The organism is Longitalea arenae (genome assembly GCF_016924755.1).
GTDB classification, from domain to species: Bacteria; Bacteroidota; Bacteroidia; order Chitinophagales; family Chitinophagaceae; genus Niastella; species Niastella arenae.
On the sequence record NZ_JAFFJX010000004.1, the window covers coordinates 1 to 23,358 of the forward strand.

13 protein-coding genes and 1 tRNA gene are annotated in these 23,358 nt (G+C 45.8%); 6 read left to right on the forward strand and 8 right to left on the reverse strand.

The features are described from left to right. Positions 1-194 precede the first annotated feature (194 nt). The 3 genes from JT717_RS10845 to JT717_RS10855 form a co-directional block, all read right to left on the reverse strand. Positions 195-2,720: a DNA gyrase/topoisomerase IV subunit A gene (locus JT717_RS10845; RefSeq protein ID WP_205510340.1), complete on the reverse strand. Its 2,526-nt coding sequence runs from the start codon at positions 2,718-2,720 to the stop codon at positions 195-197. 115 nt (positions 2,721-2,835) lie between these two features. After that, a complete protein-coding gene (locus JT717_RS10850; protein WP_205510342.1) occupies positions 2,836-3,681 on the reverse strand; it encodes a DUF1835 domain-containing protein in 846 nt (281 codons plus the stop codon). Between the two features lie 190 nt (positions 3,682-3,871). After that, complete coding sequence (locus JT717_RS10855) at positions 3,872-5,776, reverse strand: DNA topoisomerase IV subunit B (RefSeq protein ID WP_205510343.1); 1,905 nt, start codon at positions 5,774-5,776, stop codon at positions 3,872-3,874. 455 nt (positions 5,777-6,231) lie between these two features. Here JT717_RS10855 and JT717_RS10860 point away from each other — a divergent pair, with 455 nt between their 5' ends. Continuing rightward, complete coding sequence (locus JT717_RS10860; RefSeq protein WP_205510345.1) at positions 6,232-7,680, forward strand: ATP-binding cassette domain-containing protein; 1,449 nt, start codon at positions 6,232-6,234, stop codon at positions 7,678-7,680. Positions 7,681-7,960: 280 nt separating this feature from the next. On the opposite strand, the gene JT717_RS10865 is transcribed toward JT717_RS10860, so the two are convergent. Continuing rightward, positions 7,961-10,099, reverse strand: a complete 2,139-nt coding sequence (locus JT717_RS10865) for a M43 family zinc metalloprotease (RefSeq protein WP_205510347.1) — start codon at positions 10,097-10,099, stop codon at positions 7,961-7,963. A 497-nt stretch (positions 10,100-10,596) separates the two neighbouring features. Here JT717_RS10865 and JT717_RS10870 point away from each other — a divergent pair, with 497 nt between their 5' ends. After that, positions 10,597-10,914 carry a peptidase associated/transthyretin-like domain-containing protein gene (locus tag JT717_RS10870; protein ID WP_205510349.1) on the forward strand — a complete coding sequence of 106 codons (318 nt, stop codon included), beginning with the start codon at positions 10,597-10,599 and terminating at the stop codon, positions 10,912-10,914. Positions 10,915-10,982: 68 nt separating this feature from the next. Here the strand turns inward: JT717_RS10870 and JT717_RS10875 are convergent, their stop codons facing one another. Together JT717_RS10875 and JT717_RS10880 are read right to left on the reverse strand one after the other, a co-directional pair. Beyond that, a complete protein-coding gene (locus JT717_RS10875) occupies positions 10,983-13,280 on the reverse strand; it encodes a family 20 glycosylhydrolase (protein ID WP_205510350.1) in 2,298 nt (765 codons plus the stop codon). Positions 13,281-13,841: 561 nt separating this feature from the next. Further along, complete coding sequence (locus tag JT717_RS10880) at positions 13,842-16,040, reverse strand: T9SS type A sorting domain-containing protein (protein ID WP_205510352.1); 2,199 nt, start codon at positions 16,038-16,040, stop codon at positions 13,842-13,844. A 1,320-nt stretch (positions 16,041-17,360) separates the two neighbouring features. Here JT717_RS10880 and JT717_RS10885 point away from each other — a divergent pair. From JT717_RS10885 to JT717_RS10895, 3 genes are all read left to right on the forward strand, one after another. Then, a tRNA-Lys gene (locus JT717_RS10885) sits at positions 17,361-17,433 on the forward strand. Positions 17,434-17,549: 116 nt separating this feature from the next. After that, on the forward strand, positions 17,550-18,317 hold the full coding sequence (locus JT717_RS10890; RefSeq protein WP_205510354.1) for a hypothetical protein: 768 nt from the start codon (positions 17,550-17,552) through the stop codon (positions 18,315-18,317). 36 nt (positions 18,318-18,353) lie between these two features. Next, on the forward strand, positions 18,354-19,130 hold the full coding sequence (locus tag JT717_RS10895; RefSeq protein WP_205510356.1) for a hypothetical protein: 777 nt from the start codon (positions 18,354-18,356) through the stop codon (positions 19,128-19,130). Between the two features lie 7 nt (positions 19,131-19,137). Here JT717_RS10895 and JT717_RS10900 read toward each other — a convergent pair whose 3' ends face one another. Both JT717_RS10900 and JT717_RS10905 read right to left on the reverse strand, forming a co-directional pair. After that, complete coding sequence (locus tag JT717_RS10900) at positions 19,138-20,028, reverse strand: beta-1,6-N-acetylglucosaminyltransferase (RefSeq protein ID WP_205510357.1); 891 nt, start codon at positions 20,026-20,028, stop codon at positions 19,138-19,140. Between the two features lie 16 nt (positions 20,029-20,044). After that, positions 20,045-20,701, reverse strand: a complete 657-nt coding sequence (locus tag JT717_RS10905) for a response regulator transcription factor (RefSeq protein WP_205510359.1) — start codon at positions 20,699-20,701, stop codon at positions 20,045-20,047. Between the two features lie 260 nt (positions 20,702-20,961). On the opposite strand from JT717_RS10905, the gene JT717_RS10910 reads away from it, so the two are divergent. Further along, entirely contained in the window at positions 20,962-23,352 is a 2,391-nt protein-coding gene (locus JT717_RS10910) for an outer membrane beta-barrel family protein (RefSeq protein ID WP_205510361.1), read from the forward strand. Positions 23,353-23,358 lie beyond the last annotated feature (6 nt).

Sequence of the window (23,358 nt, forward strand, 5' to 3'; positions counted from 1 at the left end):
GAGATTTACCGCCGGCTTCCTTTAGATTCCCCCTCACGAAGGACACCCTTGCCTTTGGTTAACGCTTCCCACTATCAAGGTGCGTTCGGGACTTCCACCCTAGAGTTTGCGCCCGTGCCGGGCGCACTACTATAGAAAAATGCCTTCCGGCGAACGGAAGGCATTTTTTATTTACGTTAAGACGGCTTTAATATTTAAAACAACTCCGGTTGCTCCGGATCTTCTTTCTGCTCTTTCATTACCCATTCAAATTCGGTGCTCTTGCTGAAGTCGGCCAGTTTGGTACCAACCGCTTTCCAGCCCATGACCTCTACCATGTCAGCGATCTTGATCTTCTGGGTGCGAACCTGTGCTCCCCTGCCCGTTTTAATTTGAACGATCGGTTCAGGATGCGTGGTCACCGCTTCCAGGTAATTGCCTTCCCCTTCTTTAATGAGCATAAACTTATTGCGCAAGGTTGTGGTCTCGATCTTGAACCGTTTTGCATTGAACTGCTGTTTGTCATTATCCAGGTAAATGGCGGTCAGGATCTTCTCCGGATCGAATTTTTCGATCTCGATCACCTTCTCGATATCAAATTTCTGGGTCAGTTCCTGGTCGGTGATCTCGTAGTTGCCATCGCTGTAAACCACCAGGATCTTATCTTCTGGCTGGAAGCTGCCCAGGTACTCCCCTTTCGATTCGGTATTCAAGCGGCCGAACTGATCGTCGAACCACAGCTTTTTACCCCCCAGCGTTGATTTACCGGCTTCTTTGAATTTAACCGATTTAACCCTGAACTTGGTTACCTGGTTACCCAGGCTTTGACGGCTCTTGATCTCCAGCTCTTCAAAATAGAAATCAAATTCCTTCTTACGGGCCGTACTGTTCGGGTCTAATATAACCCTTACCACTTCCGCCTCGCCATTCGGGTTGGCGCTGAAGTAATGTACTTTTGATTTCTCAGCACCTTTATTGGTAAGATCATATTCTTTATCGCGCGTAATACCCGTTACATTAAAGCGTTTGGCGTAGGTGATGCCCGTCTTGGAATCAACATACATCATATTATAGGTAGTGCGCTCATCGTTCTTCTGGAAAACAGCCACATGAATGATATCCTTGCCGATAAAGGCTTTTTCAGATACTTTCACGATCTTCATTTTGCCCGACTTGGTAAAGGCAATGATATCATCTAGTGAAGAACAATCCACTACAAATTCATCTTTTTTCAAACCGCTACCTACGAATCCATCGGCCCGGTTCACATAGAGTTTCGTATTGGCAATAGCTACCTGCTTGGCCTGAATGGCTTCAAACAGTTTGATCTCGGTCTTGCGCTCCCGGCCTTTACCATACTTCTGGAGTAATCCCTCATAATAAGCAACGGCAAAATCAACCAGGTTGTTCAGGTCGTGTTTTACCTGTTTAATGTCTTTATCGAGCCCTTTGATCTGCTCGTTCAGCTCATCAATGTCGAGCTTGTAAATGCGGCGTACCGGCTTCTCCGTAAGCTTAACAATATCTTCGCGGGTGATATCGCGGCGAAGCTGTTTGCGATAGGGCTTGAAGGCTTCGGTAATACCATCCAATACTTTTTCCCAGGTTGAATAGCGTTTTTCAAGCTCTTTATAGATCTTCTCTTCGAAGAATATTTTTTCCAGTGAGGTGTAATGCCATTTTTCCTGCAGCTCGGCCAGTTTGATCTCCAACTCGCGCTTCAGCAGGTCCTTGGTCTTGTCGGTTGAAATGCGCAGCAACTCATGTACACTGATGAAGGTTGGCTTTTGATCAACGATCACGCAGGCATTGGGAGAAATGCTCACTTCACAATCGGTGAACGCATACAGCGCATCGATCGTAATATCCGGTGAAATGCCCGGCGCCAGATCGATCAGCACTTCTACTTCGGCGGCCGTGTTATCGGTTACTTTTTTGATCTTGATCTTGCCCTGCTCATTGGCTTTTACAATGGAATCCATCAGCTGCGTTGTGGTAACGCCATAAGGAACGTCGCGGATCGCCAGTGTTTTTTTATCAACTTCTTCAATATGCGCCCGTACGCGTACTTTACCACCACGTTTACCTTCATTGTAGTTGGTAATGTCTATCATGCCGGCCGTCTGGAAATCGGGATAGAGCTCAAATTTCTTTCCACGCAGGTATTTGATAGCCGCTTCAATAAGCTCACAAAAGTTGTGTGGCAATATTTTGGTAGCCAAACCCACGGCAATACCTTCCGCGCCATGTGCGAGCAGCAAGGGGAATTTCATCGGCAGCGTTACCGGTTCGTTCTTACGGCCGTCGTAACTTACCGCCCATTCGGTGGTTTTGGCATTAAAAGCAACCTCCAGCGCAAAACGGCTCAGGCGGGCCTCTATGTAACGGGGGGCTGCTGCTTCATCGCCGGTACGTACATCACCCCAGTTACCCTGGGTCTCGATCAGCAGGTCTTTTTGTCCCATGTTCACCAGGGCATCCCCAATACTGGCGTCGCCATGCGGGTGGTATTGCATGCTCTGCCCGATGATGTTGGCCACCTTGTTAAAACGGCCATCATCCATTTCTTTCATAGCATAGAGGATCCGGCGTTGCACGGGTTTCAATCCGTCTTCAACAGCCGGCACGGCTCTTTCGAGGATCACATACGAAGCATAATCAAGGAACCAGTTCTTATACTGGCCGGTTACCCCTGAATCGTTGTGTTGCTGTAAAAAACTATTGTCTTTGCTTTTTGCCATTATAAGTTTATAGTTTCTGGTTTGTAGTCTATGGTTATCGTTCCGGAACCATAGACATTAACTTACTTCATTGATCGTCATTCAAGGCTCATTCTTCATTCCTTGTTCCTGATTACTACTGCGGTACTTCTTCCGTTACTGCAGCAGCCTGAGCCGATTTACCTTTCACCTCAAAATCCTTCATTCCCTTCAATTCTCCCTGTACATCGTAATTGCCGCCAGCCAGCAATTGCTTTAAACGCCAGAGCATATAGGCGTCGCCGGTCGTTTGCTTGCTTTTGTTCAGGAAATTATGAATGATCTTGCTGGCTTTCTGCCAGTCGGTGGTAATGTATTTCTTCAGTTCCTCGTCGTAATAATCATAGTCCTTCTGGGCCAGTTTCTTGCCGCCTTCCAGCAACCGCACGCCTTTGTCTTCGTTTTGCAAACGCGTCCATTCATCGGGGTCTACTTCAAATTCACTGAGCGTGATGGGACGGGCCAGTTTTTTGGCCTTCAGGAATTCTCTGGGTGGGATCTGGCTCAGCCATTCGGGATAGAAGATCAATCCCTTTTCATTGATAAAGGGCAGGTTGTTCAAATAAAGTATGAACAATCTTCCCTGAAAGTCCTTTAGCTGGCTCATGAGCCAGTAGTAACCGCTTACATCGTGTTTGTTCTGGGCGGCCCAGATATATACTTTCTCGTCGGGATTACGCGCTAACTGAACAATAAGGTCAACGACGGTTTTCATATCATCTACCTCGCCGGTATCTACTTTACCGTCGTAATCACCGCCGGCCAGCACTTCGCGCCACCATTGCTTACGGGCCTCAATGCCTTCCTCGGAGTATATGTCTTTTATGGGACCAACCGCATAATCGTCTTTTATCTGGATCACATCGCCCTGTAATGTTTCATCGAGCTCGATGGCTTTTTTCAAAACCTCTACATCAGCTTCGTTAAAAACTATATGGATCATTTACATATAACTTTATTCTTTCTATAAAAAGATGGCCTGGTTAACTGTTTTGTGTTGCAGGTTGCCGGTTGCCAGTTGCCGGTTACCAGTTACCGGTTACCAGTTGCAGCGCCTTGAATGTCGATCAATATACCTGTGATCAGGCGCTCCGAATTTTTACCGGTAACCGGGACCCGGCAACCGGTAACTCTTATTTCTTCTCCTCCTCTTCTTCCACCAGATCCAGCTCTACCCGCAGGTTGTCAATGATAAACTCCTGTCTTTCCTGGGTATTCTTACCCATATAGTATTCCAGCAACTGCTGCACGTGCTCGCCCTGCTCGATGATCACCGGTTGCTTACGCATTTCCGGACCAATAAAACGGGCAAACTCTTCGGGTGAGATCTCACCCAATCCTTTAAAGCGGGTGATCTCGGGTTTGCCACCCAGCTTTTTTATAGCCGCCTGTTTTTCGGCTTCATCATAACAATAGAATGTTTGCTTTTTATCGCGCACGCGGAAGAGCGGTGTTTCCAGGATGTACACGTGACCATTCTTTACCAGGTCGGGGAAGAACTGCAGGAAGAAGGTCATCATCAACAGGCGGATGTGCATACCATCCACATCGGCATCGGTAGCAATGATGATATTGTTATAGCGTAAACCCTCATAACCTTCTTCAATATTCAACGCGTGTTGCAGCAGGTTGAACTCTTCATTTTCATACACCACTTTTTTGGTCAGTGAAAAACAGTTCAACGGTTTACCACGCAAGCTGAAGACTGCCTGGGTTTCCACATTCCGTGATTTGGTAATAGATCCGCTGGCCGAATCACCTTCTGTAATGAAGATGGTACTTTCTTTTGCCTTCTCAATGATCATTTCCTTATCGCGGCCGGTTGGCTCATCGTTCAGGTGGTAGCGGCAATCGCGCAATTTGCGGTTGTGCAGGTTGGCCTTTTTAGCACGTTCGTTGGCCAGCTTCTTGATACCGGCCAGTTCCTTGCGCTCCCGTTCGCTTTGCTCGATGCGTTTTTTCATGGCATCAGCTACGGAAGGGTTGCGGTGCAGGTAATTGTCCAACTCCTTCGACATGAAATCGCCCACGAAATTGCGCATGGAGGGACCGCCTTCATACACTACCTGTGAGCCCAATTTGGTCTTTGTCTGCGACTCAAATACCGGCTCCTGCACGCGCACCGATACAGCGGCGCAAATGCTGGCCCTGATATCGGCCGCATCATAATCCTTTTTATAAAAGTCACGCAGGGTTTTTACAACCGCCTCGCGGAAGGCCGCCAGGTGGGTTCCGCCCTGGGTCGTATACTGTCCGTTTACGAATGAATAGTATTCTTCGCCGTACTGATTCTCATGGGTAAGAGCTACTTCAATATCTTCTCCCTTGAGGTGAATAATGGGATAGCGCAGCTCGTCTTCATTTGTTTTGCGTTGCAACAGGTCGAGCAGACCGTTCTTACTAACGTATTTCTTACCATTGAAATTAATGACCAGACCGGCATTGAGGTAACAATAGTTCCACAACTGGCTGTCGAGGTACTCATGAATGTAATGGAAGTTCTTGAATACCGTTTCATCGGGAATGAAAGTAACGAGGGTTCCGTTGCTTTCCGTTGTTTTATTTTCTTTGTGGTCTTTTGTAAGCACGCCGCGTTCAAACTCAGCCGTTTTTTCCCGGCCTTCGCGGTAAGCGGTCACTTTAAAATAGGTACTCAGGGCGTTCACCGCTTTGGTACCTACCCCGTTCAAACCCACGCTTTTCTGAAAGGCCTTGCTATCGTATTTGGCGCCGGTATTGATCTTGCTCACTACTTCCACCACTTTACCCAGGGGAATTCCGCGGCCATAGTCCCGTACAGTAACCGATTTTTCGTTAATGGTAATATCTATCTGTTTACCATAACCCATGGTATATTCATCGATACAGTTATCGATCACCTCCTTGATCAATACGTAAATACCGTCATCGGGGCTTGAACCATCGCCCAGCTTACCGATGTACATACCCGGGCGCAGCCGGATGTGTTCCCGCCAATCAAGCGATCGTATCGAGTCTTCGGTATAATCAAACAAGTCGTTTTTTTCTGTTTTTGCCATGTTTATACGGATATTCTTCTATGTTCTGAGTTTTGAGTATTGCTGCTTTTTACCGCTCAAATGTCATTTTTCCATTATATGGCCAGCATCGGTGCTGCTTTGGGCTACAGTTGTGTCACTCACTTGTACGTCCGGTTCGTTATTCATCTATTTATCATATCTGCCCCAACCTATTATGTAATTCATTATCAATCTATAACTGCCATATGCAGGCAAAAAAAGGCGCAGCCGCACCCTGTGTGCAAATCGTACACCAAAAACGCCTGAACGGGCAAATATAGCCAAATGACGGCAACCGTTTTTTTATCGAGTTATTAACTTAGTGTGGAAAATTAAAGTTGATTGGCTATGTGGCCGAAGATTTGATTGGGCCGGCCCCTGGCTTTAATTGGTTTATAAGGTGCAAAGATCATTTCTCTTTGTAAGTTGCAGCCTGATCCACAAATAGTTAATTCATGAGTACAGCACTGGCCCAATTGAACGATGTTTCGGTTACTGCCAATGGCATCAATATATTAAAAAATATCAATCTAACCATTCAACCCGGAGAACAATGGGCCATTGTGGGCAGGTCGGGCAGCGGTAAAACCACCCTGGCCCATGTTATGGCCGGTACCATTTTTCACAGCGGCGCCATTTCGTACCATTTGCCCAACCATACCCATGCAAACCGCATTTTACTCATTGAACAACAGCACCATTTCAAAAACCGGTCAAATACCAGCGATTTCTATTACCAGCAGCGCTATAATTCGGCCGATTCGGAAGACACCCTCACCGTGCAGGAAGCCCTCGCACCCTTTCTCAGCGCATCACCAGCGAGCAACTGGATCGAGCAACTTCACCTTGGGCATGTGCTGGACGAACCGCTGATCCAGCTCTCAAACGGCGAAAATAAACGGCTACAGCTGGCCAAAGCCCTTTTCCTCGATCCGGCCGTACTTATTATGGATAATCCATTTGTGGGGCTGGACGTGGAAGGCCGGCAGACCCTGCACCGGATCATCGATAACATCGCTGCCAGCGGCATCACCATCATTCTGGTGACGCCGCCGCAGGAACTGCCCGATTGCATTACCCATGTGGCCCTGCTCGAAAAAGGCGAACTGGTTAAAGCAGGAAAACGATCGGTTATGCCTGTGCAGTCCATTATAACTGCGCCTGCCCTGCCTGCCGAGATCATTAAAACATTAAAAGCCACGGGTGATGCCAATCACTTCAATACGGCAGTTAAAATGGTGAACGTAAACATCCGCTACGGCGAAAAAACAATTCTGCAAAACGTTCACTGGGAAGTGAAGAAAGGTGAATGCTGGAGTATTTCCGGACCAAATGGCGCCGGTAAAAGCACATTGTTAAGCCTGGTAACAGCCGATAATCCGCAAGCCTATGCCAATGAGTTATACCTCTTCGACCAGCGGCGGGGAAGCGGCGAAAGCATCTGGGACATCAAACGCCGCATCGGTTTTGTTTCTCCTGAACTGCACCTGTACTTTGACCGCGGCACTTCCTGTTTCGATGTAATTGCCTCGGGTCTGTTCGACACCATCGGCCTCTTCAGGCAAATAAATGCGGCTCAGCAGGAGCAGGTACGGCATTGGATCGCTTTACTGAAATTGGAGACCGTACAACGGCGGCCGCTGTTTCAACTTTCGCTGGGGCAGCAACGCATGGTATTGCTGGCCCGGGCGCTGGTAAAGAATCCGCCCCTGCTGATCCTGGATGAACCCTGCCAGGGGCTGGATGAGGAACAGACCGGTTATTTTAAAACACTCATCAATCAATTGTGTGAAACCTTTCACACCACGCTGCTGTATGTAAGTCATTACAGCAAGGATCTGCCTTCCTGTATAACCCATGCGGCTGTATTGGAAGATGGACGCTTGGAGAGTAGAAAATTATAGTCGTGCGGCTTACATGCACCATTGTATCGGAAATTGAGCTCCCAATGGTTCTCTGGTTTTACAGGTGGCAGGTGTCCCGTGCACAGTTTTCCTTTGAGGGGCTTAACAAAAACGCCGGCATTCTCCCTGGCAACCTAAAACTTGTAATCTGTAACCTGATCAATGGTAGCCGGCAACTGTATTCCCTGCAACCTGAAACTTGTAACCTGCAACCTGATTAATGGTAGCCGGCAACGGTATTCCCTGCAACCTGAAACTTGTAACCTGCAACCTGCATACCCTAGCGCTTAATCACCTTCTGTGTGATCACTTTATCGCCCAGCACTACCTGTAAAATATAAACGCCGCTGGCAAACATACTCAGATCGAAACTGTAGCCGCTGCTGCCGGTGCTGTTCAACCGTTGCGATGCCAGCTTTTGACCGGTGCTGCTGAAGATATTTATGCCTTTAATAAATGCCGGATAGGGATAGAACTGCACGGTGATCCTGCCTGTGGTAGGATTCGGCGTTATCAAAAAGCCTTTTGTTTTAAGCACCGGGCTTATGCTGAGGCTGTATACATTGATATCATCGAGGTAAATATTATTTTCATGTTGATTGGTATTGGCAAAAGCCAGAAGTATTTCTCCGTTATTGATGAAAGGTGTCAGATTCACCGAATCTTTACGCCATTCATTGAATGTGGGCACGAAGGATGTGGTGGTAGCAGCCGCCCGGGTTATTAAATTACTACCTCCTTTTTTATACAAGGAGGTATAGGTAGCGCCGCAATCCCTACTCGCCAGTACCTCCAGCGTATCGAAGGCATTAAGGGAGTCTTTCGGGTCTGTTATTACAGCCGCCGCCACCTGGAAGGTCATGAATGCAGAATCGCCACTGGGAATATTGATCAGCGGCAGCCGGAGATAATCTTTCTGGCCATTGAATGCATAATCGAAATTACGGATCACCACACTTGAAGTACCGGTTCTGGCTGCAGCCGTCGTTCTTGACCAGCCGATATTTTGGTCGGGATTTAGAATATCCCAGCCTGTGGGCGGGAAAGCGCTGCCTTCAAAACTTTCCGTTAAAGGGGGCGATACCGGCAATTGATACAGGAAATTAAGAGTGATCGTATTGTTGCCCGCATTTTCATCGGTACTGCCGTTGGGCGATGCGATGACGACCGTGAGTACATGGGCGCCTGGCTCGGCCACCGTTAGCCCATTCAGGGTAACCGGCGTTTCTGATAATGCCGGCAGTGAGCCGGTCCAGCTGGTAGTGGAAGCTGCCGCTCCACCATCGAGGGTGGCAATAATCGTAGCGCTGGTTAAAGTCATTGCCCCGTTGTTCCGCAAAGTGATTACCGGGGCGAAAGCCGGGCTGCAGATACGCTGTAACGGCGTGGTAATGCTTTTGGCCGAAGCATCGAGATTGTATGCAATTACCGGGTCGGCGCCATTCGAAGTGAGCAGGGAAGCCCGGTACATACTTACCGTGGTTTCCATCCGGATCTTCTGATCCTCGGTAAACATCACCATACAGGCATCATTGGTATAATCCATGTAATTCTGGTACATGATGCCGGGCGAAGCTTTGGCGCAAGTATCCAGTTTCACCCCATTCCAGCAACCGGATGTATAGGTTCCCTGCCTGGGGGTATCGTCAATACCGTCGTCGGCGTTGCAGAAATTCTCATCTGCCCAGATATGGTTCAGGCCAAAATAATGGCCGGATTCATGCACCAGGGTGCGGCCTACATCGTATGGATCGATACCACCCGGTAAGGCGGTGTATTTGATCACCACTCCTTCCTCACTGGCAATGGCGCCGCCAGGCATCGTGGCATATCCCAGGTAGCCGCCCGAAAGATTGGTGATCCATACGTTAAAGAAGCGGGTGTTGTCCCAGGCATCGGCGCCGCCCGTTGAATTGTATTTCACCCGGGAGTCGTTTATATCGAAATCCTGCTGAAAAGTGGTTACCCGCTCAATACCGGTCGACGGCTCATTACCGGGGGTTCGCTGGGCCAGTTTGAACTGGATATTTGTTTTCGCAAATAGCGGTTTGAAGGCCGCCGGAATGCGGGTAGAATCGGGGTTAAGGCCGGCAAAATCGCGGTTCAACTGATCAAGCTGGCTCTGGATCTGGGCGTCTGTAACCCATGCCTGGTTGGTTAATACGACATGGAATACAACCGGTATATACATGGTGGCACCTGTTATGCGAAGCGCCTGCTGACGGGCCTTTCTTTCCCTTGCAGCCTGTTGGATATTACGGGTTTGCACCTCAAAACGCGATCTGAGGGTGGGATTCTTTTTAAAAGTATGTTCCAACGCGGGCATGGTTCCGCACCTGTCCTGCGCTTTACCGGTAACCAGGCATCCCAATATAAACGCAAAGCAGGTGATCAGGCTTTGTAGATTTTTATTCATCATATTGGTTGATCGTACGTATTAGGTACGTAATATCCTTAAAAAATGTTGGTTTTCATTAAAAATAGCTATATGGCCATGTTTTACGGTAAAAGACCCGAAAACGGTTTCAGCCGCCTGTAAGGTCCCGGCACCCAATAAGATCATTCACATGTAAGCCGTTCAGCACCTTTGTTGCCTTCACTACCTGCATCACTTCGTTATTACATTGTATTATAAAAAGATGAACACACTAACTATGGTACACAAACGAAGATACAAGTTGTGTTGAAAAAATTCCACACGGGCTTTAAACATTTTATTATGCCACAGGCCGGTTAAAAAATGTTAAAATATTTTCATATTCAACTCGCGTTTTCTGGCATAGTACTTGTCTTTCCCATTGACGATTATCTGATGAACGTCGATGATCTTATATAATTCCACCCTTGTTATCGCCGCGAATTTTGTAGCAGAAGATTAGGCAATCATTATTTATTAAACCTATAATTTGTTGAGTTATGAAAAATGCCAAGATGAGTTTGGTAGCGTTCGCATTTGCTGCTGCCGGTTTGTTTGCTTTCAATGCTGTTAGAACTGGTTCCATCAAAGGAACAGTGAATCCGGCAGATGCTGCAGTTAGAGCATGGGCACTGTCTTCCACTGACACATTAAGAGCTGATATCAATAAGGGAGCTTTTGAAATTACAGATGCTAAACCAGGCACTTACCGCGTGATCATTGAGGCCAAGCCTCCTTATAAAAATGCCGCAAAAGACGGCGTTACTATAACTGATGGTCAGGCAACTGATATCGGCGAGATTAAACTGGAGCAATAAAGCGTTTCCGATTTAGTTTAGATATTAGCATTCAGAAAAATGGTCCCGGTTGAGCCGGGACCGTTTTATTAGTGTTTAAAGAAGCTGTCGGGAACATTCATTACCGGACCGTTGCCTTTACTGTACTTCAGCTGCAAGGTAAACCCGCCACCGCCTTCAATAAAGTGCAGGGCAAACGGATGCAATCCTTTCCGCAATGCAATTTGTCCGCTTTTCTCCTGTGGCGCATGCTGGCCATCATTATTCACCACTTCTTTATTTGCAATGGTCAATGTGCCTCCATCATCGCAAAGCAGGTAAAAACTGTAAATGCCGGTCTCAGGAATATCGATATAACCCTGGTATTGCAAACCAAAAGAAGGTGCATTAACAGTTGCCGGCACTACAATATTTTGCGCAACAAAGTGGCTATCGGGCTGAAGCGATCTCATACCACCGGTATTCAGAAAATATTTTTTAAAATAATTGCATTTCAATCCCGGCCTGCTAACCAGGGTAGCGACCGGCTCGCGGTACTTTTCTTTTTTATACTCGAGGGTATAGATATCTCCCCGCAAACCACCGGGTGTAAAAGCAGCCACTTTAATTGTTGCCGGTTGTTTAATGACCAGCGACTTACCCAGTACGGGTGATTTGGTAAGCGGCAAGCTGCCATCGGTGGTATAACGTAACACCAGGTTGGGCAGGGGTTTTTTGATGGCTAATATAGCCTGGTCGACAAACACATTTTGTCCGGCAAAACCACCCAGGTCGGGCAAGCGGTAGTGAACGCCCAGTGCTTCCAACCGGTTATAATGGGCCGGCAGGCGATGTTCAAAGGCAGTAAAGTCGAGCCGCTGGCTCCAAACTCTTTCCGCCAATGCCAGCATCCGGGGAAAATATAAGTAATCGGCGCGGTTCTCGGAAGGAACCCGTTCTGTCCACAGGTTGGCCTGGGCCCCAATGATGTACTTCGCTTCTGCAGCCGTAAGCTTTTCGGGCACTACCTTAAAGTTGTAAATATTTGCCAGGGAATGTGCATCGGGCAGGTTATCAAAATACAGGGGATTGCCGGGGCTCATAATAACCTGGTTACCATTACGGGCAGCCGAAATAGGTGCTTCAGGCACCCAGCTTCTCCAGTACATAACATGTGCCGTAGGGCTGATGCCCCCTTCGAGGATCTCATCCCAACCGATCAGCTTTCTGCCTTTCGATTGAAAGAACTTTTCCATTCTTCTTACAAAATAACTTTGCAGTTCTGCCGAGTTCTTTAATCCTTCTTTTTCCATCAACTGTTTGCAAAGGGAACTTTGTTCCCAGCTTTTGCGATCCACTTCATCGGCGCCAAGGTGAATATATTCAGAAGGAAAAATGTTCATGATCTCGCTAAAAACGTTCTGTGCAAATTCAAAAGTGCTTTCCTTGCACGGACAAACAGGCGTAGAGAACAGTTCACCCCACTGGCTTCCGCCTTCGCACGACAGGTCAGGAAAAGCATGAATGGCAGCCATCATATGCCCGGGCATATCAACCTCGGGAATAATGTCGATAAAGCGGTCAGCAGCATACTGCACCAGGTCTTTCAATTGCTGCTGCGTATAAAAACCACCGTACATGGTTTTGCCATTGCGTTGAACGATATGTTTCGGTTCAATGGCCATATCGGGATTGTCTTTTTGCTGGCGCATGCAGAAAGAATCGTTTTTATCGAATGTTCGCCAGGCGCCCTGTTCGGTGAGGGCAGGGTATTTTTTGATCTCTACACGCCAGCCCTGGTCGTCGGTGAGGTGCAAATGCAGTTTATTGAGCTTGTACAGGGCCATTCTATCTATGAGCTTCTGCAGGTATTCGATACTAAAGAAGTGACGGGCCACATCGAGGTGAATGCCGCGCCAGGCGTAAGCAGGCGCATCGGTAATGGAAAGCGCCGGAAGCGTCAAGTTTTCGGTGCTGCTTGTCTTTTTCTCTGCAGCCGGCGGCAGCAATTGCCGGATGGTTTGTACGGCACGGAACATTCCGGCCGTTGTAGCCGCTTTCAGCAGCACCTTCTGCTCAGTGATAACAATATTATATCCCTCGGCCGATGCAATAGCAGCATCTTTCTGCAATTCGATCACTTTGGTTGAGGGCCGTGGTAATGATCTGCCCGATGGAATGAGCCGTGACAATTCGGCCAACGGCTTATCAAACCCATCTTTAGGCTCATAGACGATAGCAGTACCGGGTGTAATAATAAATTCTCCTTTGCCGGTTGTGAGTGAAGCCGGGTAAGGGATGAGGGAGGGTATGGTTGTTGTTTGCGCCTTTGTATTTACCATTAACAACGTAATAAAACCGGTAATTACCAGGCGGGTAAAATTTCCCATACGCTTTATTGTATTCATGATCATAATGTTAAACGTTTGGCAGCCGGTTCCAATTAAAAGGAACGGCTTATTCGCCATTTCAATAGCTGTAATAGATTTTTCAAATATAATCATATAGCATTCAATGCGCTGATCAAATCACTGAATAGTATAGAAAATCATTAATGGCATAATGATTGTGCATAAAAGGCCTGTTGATTTGCCTTACTCCTCGTTATAGATCCAAGAAAAGATCCGGTTACACTAGCAGAAGAACAATTACAAACACATTAGCGCGGCGTGTTTTTTTCCGATCCATTTACTGCAATCTCTTCCTTCCATTATCATTTGTAAAGGCGCTGATGCATGCCTTATTACAGTGCCATTACAAGTGTATATGGCATGACTGATCGTGCTGTTACCAGCCTGTGCACCAACTGGGGTGATAGCAGATATATCTGGATAGACTATGATTTATTTCCGGTTGCCGCCTCTTATTATACCTACGTAATGTCGTTATAGGCCGCTTTACTGTATAAAAAACCAGGGCTGCCTTTGATGAAGCAGCCCTGGTTCATTTTAAAAAATCCCAGGGAACGTTTACCTCTTCAGTTCCAATACGGTGCCTCTTACCGTTTTATCTCCTACCTTAAGTTTATAAATTAGTGCCTGGTTATTTAAACGCGTACTGTATTGTACAGTTTTAACAGCACCGGCATCTACTCTTCCATCAAACGCTATAGCCACGCGTTGTCCCTGTGTGTTGTATACTTCCAGTACAGCCCGGCCGCTTACAGGTGAAGTAAAGCGAAAGTTAACTGTATTACTGAAAGGATTGGGGAAAGCCTGGATCTGCAGATCTTTATTAGCTGTGTTCAGGGTAGTGGTCTTAGGACTCATTGCTGGTGTCTTCCCGGCCGAGCTCTTAATTTGACCGGAACCACCAGCTTTTACAGTGCCTTGTGTTGCAGGCGCCGTATTGCTGCTCGTGATCATCCTTGCCGAACCGTTCGGGATCGTATTGGTGGTTATACAGGAATCCACCCTGATGATTTGTGTGCAGGTATCCCTGTTTCCGCAAGCGTCTACGGAGATCCAGGTCCTGGTGATCACATCGGTGTAATAAACCTTAATACCGCAACCATTATCCTGTACTGCTGGCGTTCCGGTACTGGTTTCAGGATCTGTAGATGCACCACATGCCAGCGTTGTATCTCCCGGGCACACCTGCACGAGGTGGGCATTCACGTTTACATTTACTGTCTTGAAGCAGCTATCCCTTAACAATCCTGATGTGGAAACAAGCAAGATCTTCAACCTGTAGCTGGTCTCACAATCTGCACCGGCAGTTACCGACACGGTTGTATCATTTAACGGTCCATTGAAGGTGGCATTGTTGCTGTTGCCGGAGAAGCTCCAGGTTAAGGTGAAATTAGCCGGAATTGTGTCGGCGACACCATTGTTATCCGGATCATACTTGTAGGTATTCGTCGTGTTCGGACAAACCGGATCTGGTCCGCTGATACCGCATGGAGCAGGCGGATTTATTACAATGATGTCTACTGTATCTTTCGCCACGCAATTCGGCGCTGCGATCTGGGTGGCTGTAACGATGAAGCGGTAAGTATCCTGCGCGGTTGCCGTGAATACCGGATTAGAGATATTCGTAGCACTTAGTGAACCACCTGTAGCCGGACTTTGTGTCCATGAGAAAGTGTACAAGGTATTCGGTGACGGCGTAGCCGTTGCCGTTAGCTGCGAGGTATTGCCTGAAGCCAGATTAATAGTGGTTGGGCTGGCCGAAGCTGTTACCTGTACATTCTGAATGGTAGCCGCCGGTGATCGTGTACACGAATCGGATATACCATTCCTGGTTACTTTCAGTTTCAGGTCAAATGTACCTCCTGCTACAAAGTCGGTTCCTGTTGGAACGATCTTTACAACGCTATCGGTGCCACCAACTGCTATCTGTGCTCCTGCTGTATTGGTACCTGTGATCGACCACTGGAAAGTAATGCCGGTAGTTGCGCCGTTTTGATACCTGAATGTGAGCGTATCTGTTTCGGGGCAAGCTAACTGGGCCGCACTGATACCGCAGGTTGGCGGGGCTATTACCGCTTTGGCAGATAATGACCTGTCCTGGTTACCTACACCTGAGATGTTTACCAAACCAGGGAAAGTTCGCATGGAAAGCTGCCGCATATGATAGGGCGATCCACTGATACCGGCCGCCGATCGAGGCGTGGTGGGGTTTAAAAATCCCCAGTCAAGCTGGCTGGCGATATGCCCGCCCCAGGCCAGTAATACAGAATCGTCATGGGCTGTGAACCTGATCCTTACCGAAGTCTTCGCCTCAGTTGCAGAAGTGGTAAGGGGTTCTTCTCTAACGTATTGGATACTGGTGATAACTCCATTGTAAATTGTAAATAATCTTTCATTGGCTGTTAATGCGTTGAAACTTGTTTGGGGTTGCCCAGTTACCGGAGTACTGTCCTGTTGTGGCGCCGGAATAGGGAATGTATTGGAATCAACCAAACGCAATAAAAACTCATTGCTGCCACTTTCCAGGATCCTTGGATTGATCACTTCGGCCGCATGGCCAAACTGCTGGTGTGGCAGCAGGCGTTGAAATTGCGTGAGATAATCAATTGCCATTCTTCCGCTGTGTTTGGTGTCATATTCTATGGTGTATTCATATTGCTGATTGACGGTAACACCTGTTATAAGGCTTCTGTAAGAGATAGAATGCCCTTCTACATAGTGTGCATTCGATTCGCCGGCATTACCGTTTACATGCATTGGATTAGCAAAGCTGTCCCAGAAATTTTTGCTCGGGGCACTCGCGGGCCCGTTTCGTATCTGGTCAATATTACCCGATTGACTGAATATTTTTGTTGGGATAAGAAATAGACTTAACAGAAAAAAGGATAGTATTTTCAAATAACTACCCCTTCCACGCTGATATGGCAGGGTTACTATTCTCATAAAAAATAATTGAGGATTAAGAAAATGCTTTAAAATAATGGCATGGGTTACCCGGTTGCTGCTTCGGGGAAACAGCAAAGCATGGTCATGAAGAATCCCGTTATACGAGGAATGTAGCGCATGGCGCCCGGGCACAGTGGATCTTCAACATATGCAATTGCAGGCTGCAATGGCACTTATTGAACGATTTATAAAAACGAGGTATTATAGTGAATAAGACATTGGGAAAAGCAGATCCAAAATGATCATTGCATCGTTCTAATTCATATGTATAGTTTATCATGATCTCAAGTTTTACAGACAAGCCGATACCGTTTAGCCCTTCATGCTTTTTTGTACACGAATAGCTATTGCGAACCGGAGAAAAAGTTGAGACAACCTTAAATAAGCGTGCGGCTTGATAAAGCCTACATCGAGCTGGAGATTGGAATAATTAGTGTAGTGCACTTACATAAAAGATAGCCATTAAATTCTGGCACGGACTGTGAAAGAATGGTTTGCCGGATACAACTAAGAAGTAAACGGAGGATTAACGAGGGGGCGAATTATGCAGTGAAGAATTAAACTGCCTGATAAAGATGAATGCTGATTCGATCCCGAAGGTAAATTAGAAAATGATCAGAACAACGCATTGTTAAAATAAATAATATCATTTTTCTGTTTTTTTGATAGATATCAAACAAACATTTTATAACGCAAGCTGCCCCCGACGGAAACGCCGGGGCAGCTATCACTAACATATCAACACTTATCTGCTTATTCAGCGTGTTAAAATCCGTTTCTTTCAAGGGCAGCTTAATAACTTTCTATTAACTTATAATTCGACGTTACCTACTTACCCTTAATATATATCTATTAGAAAAGGTATCGTGAAAAGATAAGTTCAAAGCTTCTGCCTTCACCTTAAAAACAGAGTTATCTTGCTTGCATAATAACGCAGCCTTCGCCGCCTCTCTTGCTGCCGGCCTCCATCGCAGGTGCATATCCCTGGCAGGAATGAATGGAATTACATTCTGCAAACCAGCGTGTTGCAGTTGCAATATTTCATATTTTAAGACCGCGAATCTTGGCAGGAATGAATTAACCCCTTATTTTTGCACTCCTGTATGCGACAATAAGGCATAAAGGTTTTTCGTCTCCGTAGCTCAGTTGGTAGAGCAATTGACTCTTAATCAATGGGTCCAGAGTTCGAGTCTCTGCGGGGACACCCAGGTCAGCAAGGGCTTCAAGTGATTGAAGCCCTTTTTCATTCAGCAGACTGAAAGACGAAGGCAGGCATGTACCAGACAGTAGTAAAAAAAATTTACCTTACATTCATTCACTATGCTGCCTGAAAACGATTGGTTGGCTTTTTCCTTCTTCTCCCCACAGCAAGAATGGCCACGTTTCCTCGACGTGCTGGATGGCTTTTTGAATTCAGGCGCCATCAAGCCGTTAATGGCCATGCGCATAATTAAATTTAGTCAGTTGTATGGCAGCAATATCCGGCTTTTTGTACAGGCAACTGCCGGCCAAAGCCCTCTGCTCCTAGCAGAATTGCAAGCTTTTTTTGCAAACAACTTTCCGCTGCAGATCATCCCGGGCAGGCATGGCCAAACACCTGCCGGTAACAGGGAGATGCTGATGATCCGGGTATTGTTATCAGATTTGATGATAAAAGCCTTCTGCACCGAACCTGTGAATGATGAAACATTATTAACCGTGGCCCTTTACCTGCAGTTCGCGCTCCTGAAAGACAAAAAGGCTGCCAAGACCATTTTATCGTCCTTTGCAGGTACAGCCATCTTTATAGATGACCGCTTCCTATGTGCAAGCCAGTTGGAAGAAGAATATATTGCCAACTGCGAATTTTTGCATGAGATAAAAAGCCACCTGGAAGGCAATCAATTTGCCGTGCTGCCTTCTTGGTTACCGCCATGGTTAGCCGGCTATGAAATGATCTTGCGAAGCATTCCGGAACATCGATTGCCGGCCTTCTGCCGCAGCACTTTATATTCGGTCATAAAACAGCTTGGCTTAAGCGTTTCGCTGGTCACCAGGCTGGAATATTACATTAAAAAAAGCGCGCAAGCTGAAACTGTAAAAAACTGAATGATCAGCTATGCTCATCGATAAACCTTTTCCAAAATGAAACAAGCATTCCTGTTACTTAGCAACAAATGCTCATCTCCAATTACCACACTTTATCAACAGCTAAAACAGGCTACAAAGGCGCTGGGTGACCTGTTCCTGTTATATCATCAAACAACAGCTGTTCTTCCGGAAGCGCTCAACGGTATCAACACCAGCTGTTTTTCTGACAATCTTCTCACCGATCTGCATTATATCCCTATATCCCATAAACTGATACCAGGTAATAATCATTTTCCGCTGCTGGATTTTTATCGGAAAAACCCGGTATATGATTTTTACTGGTTTATCGAGGACGATGTTCGTTTCAATGGTCCCTGGCAAGACCTTTTTAATTATTTCACCTTGCAACCTGAACCGCCTGATTTTATCAGTTCACACCTAAGGACCTTCAAGGAAGAGCCATCCTGGTACTGGTGGGATACCTTGTTTCACTTCAATACCAGGATACCGCATAACCTGCGTATCAGGTCATTCAATCCTCTTTACCGCATCTCATATGCTGCATTAAGTTGTATTGATTTTATTTTAAGCGTCGATAAATGGCGCGGACATCATGAGGTACTGTTGCCGACCATCCTTTCACTGGAAGGATACCAGATAGCAGATTTCGGCGGTACAGGGCAATTTGTACCGCAAGGTCAGCAGAATAAATTTTACCTGGATGATGATCCGGACCAGAGTGGTTCTATAAACACCGGCACCATGCGATACAGGCCTTTCATAAACCGGCTTGAATATGCCGGTAAATTATATCATCCTGTAAAAGACTAATGGTATACTATTTTGCATGGCCGTTCGCAGCAGTACTTACCTGTTTGATATGTGCTTCCAGCCGGTCTAGCACCGGTGAATTGCCTTCGTCCACGAATTTTCTGGCCCATAACCTGTCAGATTGCACCAGGTCATCCCACTCATTCATGGTGAAGGTACGCGGATGCGCACCTCCCCCCACCCACTCGATATGCTTCAGGTTGTTATTTATTGTGTGCTCTTTGAAGGGCGAATTCAGTATGATCGTATTGAAAAAAGTTTCATCCGGAATAAAGCAATATTGAAAATACGCTTCATACACCGGATTGTTTCGCAAAAACCGCAACACATAGTCAGCACATTCAGTAGTAATACACCACCATTGTGAACCGCCGTAGGGTGGCACTTCGCGAAAATAAAGCCTTTGCATTCCATTATACTTCTGCATCTCGTAGAGTTTGTAACAGCTTTCGATGTCGATGGTATCAACAAACCATAGATATTGGATCCTGTCGAGACCATTATTCAATCCCCAGTTATCGTTGGGCAGGGCAAAATACTCCAGGTATTCGCGTCCGTTGTTCTCCTTCAGAAAGTCATAAATGTATGCTGGTGACTTGATCGGAAAATCCTGGCCACTTAGTAAAATAAGATAACCGGCTTCCTTTTTCCTGCAGGCGGCGCGTATCAGCCCAAGGGTTGCCCGTACCATATTATAGCCACCCCAGTTAATCTTGTGACGGTTTCGCATGACAGTTATTCCGGGTGTATTGAAAAAGGGATATCTCCGGATCTCTTCCAGGGGTATGCGTGCATCAAAATGGATAAAAAATTCAGCCTGCTCATGCCTTAAAGCATTGATCATCCGGTTTACCTGCGGCAGATTTTTATGGGCAAGTATTAAATAGAAAAGTTTCATATGGCTATTTTATTCCTTACTGTATCAAATCATTTCTGATGGCAAAATCTATCAGGCTGGCGGTGTTTGTCACATTGGCGCGTTCTTTCATTTTATGCCTGATCTGTTCAATAGAACGTACACTGAGAAATACGATCCTGGAGATCTCCATATTAGTATACCCATCAGCGATCAGCTTCAGGATCAATTTTTCCCTTTGAGAAAACAAAGCATCCTCAGATCCCTGTTTCGGTTTTCTATCACTATCGTCAATGTCTTTGCCCGAACGGCATTCCAGAGACGTAATAGCTCTCGAAGCCATCAAGATCTGATCAATAAGCAGCTCAAACTCATCACCCTTATGGATAAATGCAAATACACCGACGGCCAATAACTCTCTTTTAATGCGATCGTCATTGTGCATGGTCAATATGAGTATTTTTGAATCAGGTATGAGCTGTTGAATTTGACGAATTGCCTCTACAGTGCTGTTCAGATCGGGCAGGACCAGATCCATTATAATGATCTTTACTTTAGAAACAGCAAGCTTTTGAAGTAATTCGGAATAGCTGGAGGCTTCAACCACTATCTTGATCTTTCCCTGGTAAAGAAAAGCGCATTTTAAAGCCTGTCGAACCATGGCATGGTCATCGGAAATAGCAACGGGAATTAAATACTTTTTGGCAAGCATCATTCAAATAAGGTTTAATTATTGTGGTTTCCCACAATATAAAAATAAAGATTTTACCATAATTTACAGATAGGATAATTAAGTGAACAGACTCTCTTTTGCCACATAAGCGTACAGATAACAAATATTCTGTTTTGCTAATGTGTTTCCCCGGACTTTAGTTATCTTCCATATAGGGCCAGAAAGGAAAGTGATAACCGATACCCAAACACCGGGTAAGTCGACTGCCCGTCACTGTAAATATTCAATTAATTAATGTTGCTATGAGAATTGCGATCCTCCTTATTTCTACACTTTTTTTTACGGAAGTGTATACACAAACAATAAAGGGGAAAATAATAGATAAAAACAGTGAAAAGGCCTTACCCTATGCCACCATTGTTATTAAAAAAGATACCGTTGTTTACAGAACAGCTATAACAGACAGCCTGGGCATTTACTCAATAACCGATCTGGCCGGCGGTAACTATAGCATCGAGTTTTCGTTCATCAATTATCAAAAAGCAACTATGTCTGTCTTTCTTACACATGACACCCTGCTTAAGACCATTGCCCTGACTCCTTTACCAGGCCAGTTAAAGGAGGTAACACTCACTGCCCGAAAACCGCTGATAGAAAGAAAAGCCGACCGCCTGATCTTTAACGTGGCAAACAATGTAAATGTCGTTGGTACCGATGCGTTGGAACTGCTGGGCAAAACACCGCAGATAAGAGTAGACAAAGACGCCATCTCCATGATCGGCAAAGGATCGGTACGGGTAATGATAAACGATAAGATCTTACAAATGCCGTCTGAATCGCTGGCCGCCTATCTAAAATCGATACCCGCCGAATCTGTTGAGAGCATTGAAGTGATCTCGAACCCGCCAGCGATGTATAGCGCAGAGGGGAGTAGCGGCCTGGTGAATATAGTACTTAAAAAGAAAAGGGAGCCGGGATACACAGGAACAGTGAATCTCAACCTCACCACACCACCATCGCCAAGAGTCAATCCCAACCTCAATATAAATTACAATAAAAAAAATATCAGGTATTATGGCAGTATAAATGCTGCGAGGGGTTATCAAAATCCGGCATTTACCACCACTATCCTGTATCCCGATCGAACACAGGATGCAAAAATGAAAGAGAAAGAAGAATCGCAGTTTGCGGGCGGCCAGCTCGGTTTTGATGCAGACCTCACAAAGACGGCCTCACTGGGCATTTCATTTAATATCTTTTATTCCTTCCCTTACCAAACCAATAATATCCGTACGGTCTTTACCAATAACAAAACAAAGAAAACTGATTCCATTTCAGAACAACAGAACAAAAACAAGATCGCCTACCGTTCCAAATCTTCCAATATTCATTATGTAAAATACTTCGACACAGTTCGCAAAAAGAAACTGGTAGTTGATGCCGACTGGTTCTCCAATGGATTTGATTTTCCCAATAAAATAAAGAGCACAATGACAGGAGCCGATGGTGTTGCTATGCCCGACAGAACATCGGAAACCTTTTCCAATAATACCCTGGCGTCCACTATCTACTCCTTAAATGCGGTTGCCACGCTGCCGACCAAAAAATACGAAGTAAATATTGGCGGAAAAATAAACTTTATAAAAAGCAGCAACGATGTAAGCCTGATCATTAATAATATTGGCAGGAACGTTGAAGAGCTGAACACGTCCAATGCTTTCTCCTTTACGGAGAATACGCAGGCGCTATTCATAAATTACAAAAGGGATCTTGGTAAAAAATGGTCTTTCCAGACCGGTTTAAGAGCAGAGAATACGCAAACCCGCGGTGAAGCCTCTTATCTGGGGCATGACAGTATCAATAAAAATACCTATTTCGAGCTGTTTCCAACGGCTTATTTGTCGCACCGGGTAAGTGATAAATATTCCATATCTGCCAACTATGGCCGAAGAATAAACCGGCCGGGTTTTAACAGTTTTAATCCTTACCCCCAATATTCTTCCCAATACATGTATTCTGAGGGGAATCCCTATTTGCTGCCTTCCATCTCCAACAATTTTGAGCTGAATCAAACCATTGGAGATCTTGACTTATCTGCCCAATACAGCTTTAGCAATGAACAGGTGGGCAGGATCGGAGAAGTAGATTCCGCAACCAATATTACGATCACCAGACCATCAAACTTTTTATCGACCAGGTCTTTTGTCGTTAGCACCTATTACACGTTTAATAAGATAAAGTGGCTGCAGAGCATGAATGAGGTGGATGTGTACTGGAATAAATCTATTTCCAGATCCAGCTTAACCCCTACCATTGCCGGATGGGCAGGCAGCATTCGAAGTGACAATAGCATTTTTTTCAATAAAGCAAGAACGATCATCGGCGGCCTCAATTTCTATTATCAGTTTCCGGAGATCATTGGTATCAACAAATTCAAAAGCTGGTATTATCTCGATGTGTCTGGCAAATACTTACTGCTGAACAATAAATTGCAGCTAAGCTTCCGGATATCGGATATATTCAAAACATTGAACCTGCCGTTCAGCAGCACGGTAAACAACATAGTGACCACGAATATGGTGAACAATGACAGCAGGAGGTTTTACATTTCGGCCCGGTATACATTTGGCAATTCAAAACTAAAAAAAGGCGAGGCGCATTCGGGCGACTCAAACAATAACAGAGCATTTTAATAAATG